Annotated in this window: 11 protein-coding genes; 5 read left to right on the top strand and 6 right to left on the bottom strand. The window is 36.8% G+C overall.

The window, feature by feature from the left end:
* Positions 1-270 precede the first annotated feature (270 nt).
* The 5 genes from WKF69_RS15405 to WKF69_RS15385 are packed head-to-tail and all read right to left on the bottom strand — an operon-like array spanning position 271 to position 3,651.
* On the bottom strand, positions 271-888 hold the full coding sequence (locus WKF69_RS15405) for a DUF6796 family protein (protein ID WP_340383002.1): 618 nt from the start codon (positions 886-888) through the stop codon (positions 271-273).
* 7 nt (positions 889-895) lie between these two features.
* Positions 896-1,399, bottom strand: coding sequence for a 2'-5' RNA ligase family protein (locus WKF69_RS15400; RefSeq protein WP_340383000.1), 504 nt, complete (start codon positions 1,397-1,399; stop codon positions 896-898).
* A 16-nt stretch (positions 1,400-1,415) separates the two neighbouring features.
* The gene (locus WKF69_RS15395; RefSeq protein WP_340382998.1) at positions 1,416-2,087 is read right to left on the bottom strand and encodes a hypothetical protein; all 672 of its coding nucleotides are present in this window, start codon (positions 2,085-2,087) and stop codon (positions 1,416-1,418) included.
* A gap of 5 nt (positions 2,088-2,092) precedes the next feature.
* Complete coding sequence (locus tag WKF69_RS15390) at positions 2,093-2,599, bottom strand: RNA polymerase sigma factor (RefSeq protein ID WP_340382996.1); 507 nt, start codon at positions 2,597-2,599, stop codon at positions 2,093-2,095.
* Positions 2,599-3,651 (bottom strand): alpha/beta fold hydrolase, encoded by a 1,053-nt coding sequence (locus WKF69_RS15385; RefSeq protein WP_340382994.1) that lies wholly within the window; start codon positions 3,649-3,651, stop codon positions 2,599-2,601. The genes WKF69_RS15390 and WKF69_RS15385 overlap by 1 nt, the downstream gene beginning before the upstream one ends.
* Positions 3,652-4,240: 589 nt before the next feature.
* On the opposite strand from WKF69_RS15385, the gene WKF69_RS15380 reads away from it, so the two are divergent.
* The 5 genes from WKF69_RS15380 (at position 4,241) to WKF69_RS15360 (ending at position 10,883) form a co-directional block, all read left to right on the top strand.
* Positions 4,241-5,353, top strand: a complete 1,113-nt coding sequence (locus WKF69_RS15380; RefSeq protein WP_340382992.1) for a Fic family protein — start codon at positions 4,241-4,243, stop codon at positions 5,351-5,353.
* Positions 5,354-5,612: 259 nt separating this feature from the next.
* On the top strand, positions 5,613-6,101 hold the full coding sequence (locus tag WKF69_RS15375) for a cupin domain-containing protein (RefSeq protein ID WP_340382991.1): 489 nt from the start codon (positions 5,613-5,615) through the stop codon (positions 6,099-6,101).
* Between the two features lie 413 nt (positions 6,102-6,514).
* The gene (locus WKF69_RS15370; RefSeq protein ID WP_340382990.1) at positions 6,515-7,216 is read left to right on the top strand and encodes a hypothetical protein; all 702 of its coding nucleotides are present in this window, start codon (positions 6,515-6,517) and stop codon (positions 7,214-7,216) included.
* A gap of 1,146 nt (positions 7,217-8,362) precedes the next feature.
* A complete protein-coding gene (locus tag WKF69_RS15365) occupies positions 8,363-8,959 on the top strand; it encodes a carboxypeptidase regulatory-like domain-containing protein (RefSeq protein WP_340382989.1) in 597 nt (198 codons plus the stop codon).
* The gene (locus tag WKF69_RS15360) at positions 8,919-10,883 is read left to right on the top strand and encodes a TonB-dependent receptor (protein ID WP_340382987.1); all 1,965 of its coding nucleotides are present in this window, start codon (positions 8,919-8,921) and stop codon (positions 10,881-10,883) included. Before WKF69_RS15365 ends, WKF69_RS15360 begins: the two co-directional genes overlap by 41 nt.
* Before the next feature lie 332 nt (positions 10,884-11,215).
* Here WKF69_RS15360 and WKF69_RS15355 read toward each other — a convergent pair.
* Positions 11,216-11,409 (bottom strand): hypothetical protein (locus WKF69_RS15355; protein ID WP_340382985.1); only part of this gene is annotated, 194 nt, incomplete at its 5' end.

Here is an 11,409-nt window from a genome sequence, read left to right as displayed (position 1 = left end):
CTTTGATAAAGTAAGTCCGCAAAAGTCCTTTTTGGATAAAGTAACTTTTAGTGCAAATTGTGTCAGCATTATGAACAAGTTCGCCCTTCTTAAAAGTCTTGAATACAATTCTGTTAGCAAGTTCACTTTTTAAAGTGTCGCTTAGTTTTATGTATTTTTCAAAGTGTCTGAATATTTCGTCTGTCTGTTCGATAATCTGTCTGTTTATTGTTGGTTATACGATTCAGTACCCTTGCAGCTAACGTTCGAGTATTGCTGCAGGCAGGGGATTCATTGCTGGTCAAGCCCCGGAACTGGATCCGATTGAAAAACTAAAGTACAAGATAACAACAAAAAGCCCAACAGAATTCCGTCCGCCGAACCGCTGCTAAGCCCAAAATATCCTATCCATTTTGGTAGTTTGGAAGTCTGAGTAATTAAAAATGCCCAAAGTCCAACTGATAAGGAAGTTGCTACAATAAAAATAATAGCCATTGGAATATTGATGAATTTGCCGTAGTCAATAATTTTTTTGATTGTTGAAATTTCGTTATCGTTCGCTGAGAAGTTAGAAGCAAAGTTCGGAAGTGTTAGTCCATTTATTGTGGCAGCTATCATTGCAGCAAGAAGCCCAAATGAAAAGATAAAAAAAGCAGGGGTTGATATTTTGCTTTTTGTTTCTAAAATTTTAGATAAACCCCAAAAACCAAACCCAATTAATGGCAGACAAAATATTGCAACTGAATGAGAAAAAGTAAGAACACTTTTAATTTTTACGATGTATTCAATATCGCCGCCATTCGGATGCAGTGTCATTGCCAAAGTTGCTAATAATGCACCTATTAATAAACAAATTCCTGCGGTTTTAATAAATCCTGTTTCTATTATAGGTTCTATCTGATTTGGCATAAGTGAATTAATTTAGCAATTCAATTTCTTTAATTATTTTCCAAATGTTATCTCCTTCTTGTTCTATAACCGAGATTCTGTTAAAGGTCAGTTTGTTTGGAATTTTTGTTTTTAAAATCTGTTCAAATATACTGTCCGTACAAGTAGAATTTCTTGGGTGCATTAAAGTAATATGTGGTTCTTGTAGTCTTGGTTTGTCAACAATACCTGCTAATAATCTTTGTCGTAACTCTTGAAACTCTGGATTTTCTATTGCTGCAGGAATTAAAACGCCTTTGCCATTATCAAACCTTATCACTCGTCCAAACTTTATGTTTATTATTTTTTGTTTAAGCTGTTTCAAGTTATTTAATACTTGATCAATGTCTTCAAGTTCGTCTTCTCTGCATAATGTAACGTGGCAACTTATTAATTCGCTTTGTCGTGGGTTAAATTTTTTCCTAACTTTTTCAATTGTTTCAGCGTCCGTTTGTTTTACAAATAAGGTTAGCTGTCGGCGAATATTAGTCATTGTTTCGTCTACTCGATTAGCTGCTGGTGTTATTTTCTTTATAATCGGCTACTTGTTCTAACATTTCCATAGACTTCATTAATGGTGTCCATTCTTTCCCCCTAAAAATAAGTTGAAACCATTTATTATTTCTGTTTTCGTATTTAATGTTGAAGAAAAGCCAAATAGCAATAAAAGTAAATGAAATTGTAAAAAACAATGGCAGTACCCATTGTAAAATGCCCCAATCTGTTAGCATTGTGTCGTTCCACCAAAATGTTGTCCAAACAGGAAGTTGAAGAAAGAGAATCCGGGTTACCCAAAGCGTAGACATTTTCAGGCTTGCTAATTTCTCTTGTGTTGTTAAAATTGGTTCAGTTACATCCACCTGGTAAATCGTGATCAGCTGATAAAGATAAATGAACAATGCCATAGCGGTCAACCCCACCTGAATAGAAGCCGAAAAGAGAAAAAACTTATTTGCTTCAGAAAATGAGTTTAAATAAATCGAACTCAAAGTAATTACCCCGATACCAACCCATAAAATACCAACCAATAGTGTAAAAATCTTAATGGGTTTCATTGAACCCAAAATACTATGAACCTTAATTCGGGTTAAATCATCTTTGTTTTTTTTGTTTATGACAAAGCTCTCTTCCAATTTATCATTGGTGGTTTGCCAAAGTTTTCTTAATTCCAACTCGTTCATTTTATTTATGATTTTAATTGTGAAAATCTTGCTTTTAATTTGTCTTTGATGCGCCCTATTTTCGTTCCAACATTGCTTACCGACATTCCTAAAATCTCAGCAATTTCAGTATGACTTTTGTCTTCCAAATAAAGTATCATCAATGCTTTATCTATCTCTTTTAGTTCGCTGATAAAATGTTCCAATAAATTCAATTGTTGCTCACTTTCCGATTTCTCTTCGTCCGGAATTTCTACCAATTGCTCATTTAATACGGTATATTTCTTTGCTCTAGTTGAACTTTTGCGATAGAATGATATTGCTACATTCAGTGAAATACGATACAACCACGTTGAAATTTTATACTGGTCATTGTATTTGTGGATAGACTGCCAAACCTGAATCAATATTTCCTGTATGAGGTCTTGCCGGTCATCTTCGTTTGGACAGTATGCACCGGCAACCTTGAACAAAATACCTTTATGTTGCTCAATAATTTCCTGAAATAATTGCTGTTGCTTTTGTTTGTCCATTATAATTTGGAAAACCAATCTTTGATAAAGGTAAAAGATTGTGCGTTGTGCCTTACCCCATTATGGGAAGTCTTATCTATTATCTGAATTTCACCATTACTATTTTTCAAAACAGCTGCTTTCGTAGCTTCAGCCGAAAAAGCTTCGTCTTCGCTACCCATCAATACAAGCATTGGTTTGTTCACTGCATTTAACCCTGCCACATAATCATCAGGCGTTGTACTTTTATTTGCACGATAGCTATACTTTCTCAAAGGAACAGCTTCGGGGAAATTGAAAAACAATACCGGCAAACTGTCATAATCGTGATTGCCAATTTCATTCAGCATAGACAAACCAATTATTCGCTGAATATGGATTTTCATAAAAGGCTCAGATAAGTTTTTGGTGGCTTGTGCTCGCGGAAACGCAGGGGAGTTGTGTCCGATTAGTGGTGCGAAAAGCAAAAAGCCGTCAGGTTGTTCATATTGCTTTGCCATAGCATAACGTAAAGCTATTCCGCCACCCATGGAATGTCCAGCAATTATGATTTTCCCCTTAGGTCTCTCTTTGCGGATAATTCTTATTATGTCAGCTAAATCATCAACATATTGGTTAATATAATCCACATCACCACTATTTCCCTCAGATTGTCCGTGTCCACGCAGGTCAATGGCATAAATTTTAGCCTGGGTTGCTTCTTGTAGTAATCCTGCCGTCTTGTTGTACTTAGATGCACTACTTCCTACTCCGTGAATAAGTATTATTGTATTGTCGGATTGTTTTGGGAACTTATATGCAAAAATCCTTTTGTTGTCCCGTGCAGTAAAAAAGTGATTTTTCGATTTGTATACCTGCCGAAATCCTATATCTGCAATTGTCGCTGGGTCTGGCTCAGTCATTTGGATTGCACGATTAAATGTTGGTTCAGGTTTGTGAATTAGTTTAGTAGCTTCATTTCTTAAGCTGTCTTTGCTACCGCCAAAATATAACTCCAACATACCTTGAGCGGAAACGGTAGTATTCCCTAGAAACAGGAAGGTTAGAAAAGCGTAAATTTTAAAATTGTTCATATTGAGATTTTTTAAATGAAACTTGTTGAACCAATTATTCGCAAGTCCTTTAAAAAAATCACAGATTTCAGAAATCTTTTTTCATACTTCAAGTTGTCGGATAGGATTGTTTGATTATTCGTAGCTTGTTTGTCATTGGTTCGGTCGTCATTTAGCACCAAATATTCAACTCTTATATTATTGGCACTTTCGACTTTTCTTAACAGAAAGTTATGAAAATGGAGCATTAACTTTTAGAGCCATTTTAATCACGTGTACAGCATTGTAACCCATCCTGTTAGAAGGATTGTAGATCTGGCAACATCGAGAATAACAAGATATTTTATTATCAATATTCATCCGATATTTCTAGCGGCACAAGGTCGAGCAAGAGTAATCATCGGTGGCCCAATCTATACGGATAACTACAATCAAACATGTTCATTTATTTAGAAATTATGAACATAAAGCTATAATGTGTTCACTTTATCTACGTATTTACGGTTATGTTCATTTTATATTAAAAAATGAACATAAGTCTTCTTTTATGCGTGAATTTTACCTTATTTTGTATCATGTTCAATAATTCGTAAAAAATGAACATATAATTATGGCTTACGACAGAACAAAACCATACAACGATCTACCACCGCTGCCTCCGGATCCGGAAATCGAAAATGATATAGATATTTTAAAAAAGTTGGTGGCTGCATCCCGCGCATTGGCGACTGTAAATAGCAGTACTATGAGATTGCCAAATCCCTTGATGCTGGTAAATACAATTGCCTTGCAGGAAGCTAAGGCATCAACTGCAATTGAAAATATATTTACAACGGAAGATGCTTTGTATAAAGCAGTTTCTGATACCTTACAGGAAGCTAAGGCAAATGTTGCAACGAAGGAAGTCTTGCGCTATCGTGAAGCTTTATGGGCCGGCTACCAGCTAATAAAAGACGATGGTCATATTGATCTGGAGAGTATAATGGGAATCTTCAGGCAAATCAAAAATACAGCATCTGGCCTAAGATCCCCTGCATCTCTTACCGTAATCCAGAGAGGCCAAAGTGAATTTGGCTCTGGGGAAGTAATATATACTCCTCCGAGAGGCACGGGAATATTGGAACAGCTTATGGATAACTTATTATCTTATTTGAATGATGATAAGAAATATCCGACTGATCCTTTACTTAAAATGTGCTTCGCTCATTATCAGTTTGAAGCGATACATCCCTTCCCGGATGGAAATGGCAGAACCGGACGTATTCTCAACCTCTTATATCTTGTACATACAGGGCTGCTAAATCAGCCTGTTCTATATCTATCTAAATATATCATCGTTAATAAGGATGATTATTATTACAATCTGGGAGTGGTTACCCAAAGAGGGTTATGGAAACCCTGGATACTTTATATGCTGGAAGCGGTGGAGAAAACAGCTCAATTAACAAGCCAGCTGATTGATAGCATATTAGCCCAAATGGAAGCTACTCTGGCACATGCCAAAGGGCAAATTAAATGGTATAATAAGGAGGTAAACGAACTAATCTTTAGTCAACCGTATATCAAACCTAAATTAATAGGAGATCAATTAAATGTGACTTCAAGAACAACCCTTACGAAATATTTCAACGAATTAGTGGATGCCAAAATCCTAAGCCCCGTTAAAGATGGCAAAGAATTATTCTATGTTAATGATGACCTGATCCGAATTTTGGAAGGATGATTAATCACGATAGCAATTGTGGCGCATAAACAAATGAGTCTCTTTGACTAGTAAGCAGCCGCAGAGCATAGCCCGGTGAAATATTAAGACGGTAGGGGGCATGTAATCCAGTTATTTATGTCCAGTTTAATTTCTTTAAATTTAATCCGAATCACTGCATGAATCTTATTTTTAGGTTATATTGCCTATAAGACCTATGTTTTATGGGCAAGTTTACCGGTCGAAACCCCAGGCATTTGAGTACAAAAACTAAAAAGCAATGAAAGCAATACAAAAAATAGCTGCCTTAATACTATTGGGTATTATCAGCTTTACCGTACAGGTTCAGGCACAAATGACGCATATGGCTGCGGATCATATCATGGTTACACCTGACAACATTAAATGGGTAGATGGTCCACCATCTTTGCCGGCTGGAGCGAAAATGGCTGTGATTGAAGGCAGCCCGGCAGCAGCAGGTTTATTCACTATGCGCCTTAAATTGCCCGCTAATTATACTGTAATGCCGCATTCGCATCCTGCCGATGAACATGTTACTGTGATTTCAGGCACATTTTTTATGGGACTTGGAGAAACATTGGATAGAAGTCTAGGGAAGGGAATTCCAAAGGGTGGGTTTGCTGTAATGATGACTGGCACCCGCCACTATGCTTTCACGAAGAAGGAGAGCATTATACAAATACATGGTATGGGACCCTGGGGAATCACCTATGTTAATGCAGCCGATGACCCAAGGAATAAGAAGTGATCCCAACAATACTTACATCTTGCCCTCCGAAGCCCTGGCGACGGAGATCATCGAAATAAAACCCTTCAAAAGAAACTTGAAGGGTTTTGTGTTTTTTAGCCTTTTCCTTATTCTCAGTTTCCCAATGCAAGAGATTTGGAACAGTTAAAGAGAAGCTTACTATTATATCATTCTACGAAAATACTTTTACTTAGTCAAATAGCGTCAAAGCTTTCTCCTGATATTAAGAATGCCTTTAACTGCCCTAAAAAAGGAAAAGGTTACATCCTGAATGAAGTTTATAGACAAAAAGCTATAAAAATTCATGTTGCCTTCATGTGCAGGTACGACATTTGCCTCCATATGACATGTATACCCATGTGTAAACAGTTACTTCACGAATTGTAAGCATACACCCTTTAATAAAAACGACAATGAAAAGTTTTATTACGTTTGGAATGACAGTGCTTAGTACAGTGCTGATTCTATCATCGTGTGAAAAAGATGATTCTTCTGGAAGCGGTAAACTCTCTTACAAAGTTAAACCTGCTAACTTTACTGCATCTATTGGTACTACGATTTCTGGTAGTGGTTTACCGGTAGGGCCTACTACAAATTCAAGTATAACCTGGACTTCCGGATCATTATACATCAGTGAAATTGATTTTGAAGCGGAAAGCAAGAACAACGAAATTGAATTTGAACTTAAACAACCTGTAACGGTTGATTTATTTAACCTAAGCCCAATATTGGGAAGCATAACCATCCCTGATGGGACATATGATGAGGTTGAATTGAAACTTGAATTAAAAAAGTCGACTTCTAATATTCCGCTTACTTTGAAAGGCACTTATACTGATGCTAATGGTGCTAAAATCCCGGTTGAATTTTATTTGAACGAAGATTTTGAGGTTGAGGTAGAAGCAGAAGACCTGGTTGTCAAAGGGACCAATGATTATTTAGGCTTAATTAATGTTCAGCTTAACAAGTTTTTGACAAATGTTATTACTGCTGATTTGAGCAGTGCGACCAAGACTGGCGGGGTAATTGTAATTTCCAATACGTCTAATTCCAATCTTTACGCTAAGTTAAAGGCAAACTTGAATGCTTTCGCGGATTGTGATTTTGATGATTAATTACCCGGTAAACTTTTTAAAAAAGAAGCTGCGTTTAAATGCAGCTTCTTTTTTTTATGCTGAAAATTAAATAAGCGTTACGTGTCTAAAACCAGGATCTCCCGCGAAGAGCCAACGAAAGTCCAATGTCATTAAGTGAAGGGACGGGAGGTTCTGGCTTTCGCCAGAATGACACTAAGTTAAGGGACCGGAGGTTCCCACTTTCGTGGGAATGACAAGCGGTGGTAAGGTATCGGGGAGATTCCAGCCTTCGCTGGAATCTGAGTAGTCTCCATTGGCTCATTATTAAGTTTTTTGTGCCACTTCAGCGAGATCGCTTTTTTCAACAATAACAAGTTTGCGATTCCAGCGCAGGCTGGAATCTCCAATTCTCCAAAAAAAAGTTTGTCATTCCAGCGAAGGCTGGAACCTCTGCCGTATAGATATTAGTGGTATAACCTTAACTTAATGAAATTGAACGAGAATCGGCTTTTTTTGTTTCTAAGCTTTCCGTATATGGTTCTGAACAACCGACTTTCGTCGGCAATTTTAACATTCTAACTCAATCTATAGCCGGGATTTATTAATATTGTTTACTGTGTGTAGCAGGTATATAATTACGATGTATTTACTTTTTCACTTGGTTTAAGTGTTCCGTAGGATCACTTAAATCTAAATAGAAAAATCAGGACTCTGTCCTGCACTGGATCTCAATCCCATACTTAATATTCAGGCATCAAGATTTGCGTGCCTTCCGGAGGGTTGAATAGCACGTCGCCGGACAGAGTCCCCGGTTTTATCAGATGATTTAAGGGCGCTGCGCTGAACTCTTAAACCATGAGGGTAAATCCCATCGCAGTTAATGCTTCTCCCCTGATTTTATCATTTTCGGCAATCTCCTCCCATTGCATAATACTTGTAAAACGGATTTTCCAATAGTATTAATACCGCCCTTGCTTTGGCAAATGGTGAAGTATAAATAGGCTAGTATACCTTGAAGCCACGATATGATAATATATTTTATCAAATCATGGTGCAACAATCTGATTTGTGTTACGACTATTCTTTTGAAGATTAAAATGAGTGTAATACTGATAAATATTACTCTCGGTTTAACATTAGAAAAATGAATTAAGAATAATCGTCATAGGGCCTATCAATTGAAAAATGAAATATAAGACTAAGTTTCTCATAATCGCATCGATAATTACTTTTAGTCAGTTAGGTAGGGCCAAAGCACAGGATTTGCCTAATGTACGTGATTCCATCTCTTCGGATAGTCTCATGAAAAGTAAAAACAGCAACCTGGTTGCACCTAATAATTCCACACGGATTACCAATTTAGTAATAAAAGGCTCTTTAATTGATTCGATGTCGCAAAAGCCACTTGAATACATTACAGTGAATTTGAAAATTGTCACAGATCAGTCATCAAAAAACACTTTATCTAAGAACGACGGGTCTTTTCTATTTGATAACATTGCTTTAGGGAAATATAATATTACCATAGTTGCCGTGGGATATAAAAGAAAGATTATTCCTCTAATTCTTGATAGCACAAAACAAGTTTGGGATCTAGGAAGAATTACAATAACCGAAGACAGCACAAAACTGGCAGAAGTGGTTGTAACTGCGGCCAGGCCACTTATCAAAATGGATATTGACCGGATTTCGTATGACGTACCAGCGGATCCACAGAGTAAAGTGGAAAACAGTATTGGATATGATGCGAAAAGTTCCTTTAATTTCTATCGATGGAGATGATAATATTCAGGTTAAGGGAAGTTCAAGCTATAAAATATTAATAGATGGGCGTCCTTCATCCCTGGTTGCCCGCAATCCGAAGGAAGTTTTAAAAAACATGTCTGCACTTAATATTCTTAGAATTGAAGTTATTACAACTCCACCTGCAAAGTATGATAGTGAGGGTTTAGCAGGAATTATTAATATCGTTACAAATAAAAAAATGCCCGGTGGATATAATGGTTCTGTTGGAACCAAGTATAACACTGCTTTTGGCCCTGGTACAAGTGCCTCTTTTACTCTTAAAAATAAAAAATTTGGATTTTCCACTAGCGGAGGGCTTAGTCATCGTGGAGCCCAGTCCTTATCTTTTACTGAGTCAAGGTCCGCACCTTTAAATCAATTTGAACAATCCGGATCAAGGGCATATAAAGGCACCTTTGGATATATGAGTGCCGAATTAAGTTACGATATTGATACACTAAATTTGATAACGGTATCAATGGCGTATAATAAAAATGACGGAAATATAGTAATTGGCAGTAGCAATGATCGGTTCGACCAGTTTAATATATTGAATCAATCTTATAGGTGGGATAATACTATTGACTACAGGTGGGGTGGCTATGATCTTGGTTTCAATTATCAACTGGGGTTTAAAAAAAATAAATCGCGACTTTTAACAGCTTCCTATAGAACCATTTCTAACAAGGACGATCAGTTCGCTGAAAACTCATTTTACGGACTGGCGAGCCCCGTTGATTACCGTCAACAAAATAAATCCGGTACAAAAGAGCAAACCATTCAACTTGATTATGCACATCCCTTAAAAAAATTAAACATAGAAGGGGGATTAAAAGCAATTTCAAGAAATAACTTCAGTGATTATGGAATGCAGAATTTTGATTCCGCAAGTCAAGCTTTTATAATTAATATCAATGGTACTAATATATTCGATTATCAACAGGACGTTATTAGCTTTTATAATTCGTATCAATTAAAGTTAGATAACTGGGGGTTTAAAGCCGGACTTCGGCTTGAAAGAACTGTGGTTGATGCTAATTTTGCCTCAATATCGAATAAATTTAAGCTTGATTATAGCAATTTTATTCCTTCCGTTTCCGTACAGCGAAAATTTAAACAGAGCAGCTTAAACTTTGGATATACACAACGTATTCAGCGCCCGGGTATTTTACAGCTTAATCCTTATCAAGAAATAAGAGATAAGTTTGTCAGTTCAGGGAATACCGAACTTCTACCAGCTCTCAGTAATAATTTTGACTTAAGCTATAGTATGTTCAAAAAAGGCTCAATAGTTACTAATTTAAGTTATTCGTTCACAAATAATACCATACAAAACGTGACTACCTTAAGAGGCGATACTAGTTATACCACGTTTGCAAACACCGGTAAAAATAAAAACCTGAGTGCAAGTATGAACGTCAACTATCCACTAACTAAAAGATTACAACTTTATTTATTTCCTCTTATTTCCTACTTAAACATGGAAGGGATGGTAAATAATAAGGTATATAAAAATGAAGGAATCCAGTGGATAGCTTATACTTATCTAAGTTATAAGTTTGATAAAGATTGGCAGGTCGGTTTTAATATAGGTTATCAGAATGGGGTAATGTTTTTACAGGGAAAGTCAGATCCCTACAACTGGACTGTAATGAGTTTATCAAAAGATTTTCTAAAGAAAAAAGCAAGTCTGTCTGCCTTAATATATAATCCTTTTGAAAGATTTGCGAATTGGGGAGTTGAAACGAAGTCACCAGAATTTACACTGAGAAAAGATCATGCCCAGTTCTACCGACAAGCTGGTTTAAGTTTTAATTACAGATTCGGAAAGCTGAAAGACCAGTTAAACAAGAATAAGCGAGGTATTAATAACGACGATAACTCGGGAAGAAAGAATAGGGGAATTGTTGGGGAATTGTAGAATAATCATCAAAAATAAATTCTGTTAAACGGTGCTCAACTGAACAAATTCTACATTATGAAAAAGTATTTATCCCAATTAAGCATAAGTTGCGCTAATTCAATGTAAGTGCCAGCTGCCCTTAAAATGAACCTCAGCGGGCGATCGGACAGGATCTGTTTGTTTTTAACATTGGGGTGGAAAATATCGGGGAAGCTTACAGAAGACTTTTAATGACATGGGACCTTATATGGTAAAAGGTTGGAGTGAATCATTTGAAAAAATATTGGCAAAAAACGAGAATTTATAAAACAGCCCAACGCATAACAGGCGTCGGGCAAAAAGCCGGTTTACTATTTCGAATCCAATGTCTTTTCGATCAAGTTCAGTACGACATGATTTTCTGGGGAATGCCCCATTTTTCCTATCCGCTGCTTCAGATCTTTCAGCGCACTTTCAGCGTCAACTGATTTAATGGCGCCGAGGCGCTGGACGGTGAATGGTAAAATATGCGGCACCTTAGCTTTGAGCGCCAGGTCAGACGCCC

Origin of the sequence: Daejeonella sp., from assembly GCF_037719425.1 — a bacterium.
Classification (GTDB): Bacteria; Bacteroidota; Bacteroidia; order Sphingobacteriales; family Sphingobacteriaceae; genus Daejeonella.
This window is presented reverse-complemented; position numbering and strand designations above follow the sequence as displayed.

What these genes read in the sequence shown, in the direction of transcription:
- WKF69_RS15405 (WP_340383002.1), bottom strand. Translation starts at nt 888, where the DNA reads ATGCCAAATCAGATAGAACCTATAATAGAAACAGGATTTATTAAAACC.
- WKF69_RS15400 (WP_340383000.1), bottom strand. Translation starts at nt 1,399, where the DNA reads ATGACTAATATTCGCCGACAGCTAACCTTATTTGTAAAACAAACGGAC.
- WKF69_RS15395 (WP_340382998.1), bottom strand. Translation starts at nt 2,087, where the DNA reads ATGAACGAGTTGGAATTAAGAAAACTTTGGCAAACCACCAATGATAAA.
- WKF69_RS15390 (WP_340382996.1), bottom strand. Translation starts at nt 2,599, where the DNA reads ATGGACAAACAAAAGCAACAGCAATTATTTCAGGAAATTATTGAGCAA.
- WKF69_RS15385 (WP_340382994.1), bottom strand. Translation starts at nt 3,651, where the DNA reads ATGAACAATTTTAAAATTTACGCTTTTCTAACCTTCCTGTTTCTAGGG.
- WKF69_RS15380 (WP_340382992.1), top strand. Translation starts at nt 4,241, where the DNA reads ATGGCTTACGACAGAACAAAACCATACAACGATCTACCACCGCTGCCT.
- WKF69_RS15375 (WP_340382991.1), top strand. Translation starts at nt 5,613, where the DNA reads ATGAAAGCAATACAAAAAATAGCTGCCTTAATACTATTGGGTATTATC.
- WKF69_RS15370 (WP_340382990.1), top strand. Translation starts at nt 6,515, where the DNA reads ATGAAAAGTTTTATTACGTTTGGAATGACAGTGCTTAGTACAGTGCTG.
- WKF69_RS15365 (WP_340382989.1), top strand. Translation starts at nt 8,363, where the DNA reads ATGAAATATAAGACTAAGTTTCTCATAATCGCATCGATAATTACTTTT.
- WKF69_RS15360 (WP_340382987.1), top strand. Translation starts at nt 8,919, where the DNA reads ATGATGCGAAAAGTTCCTTTAATTTCTATCGATGGAGATGATAATATT.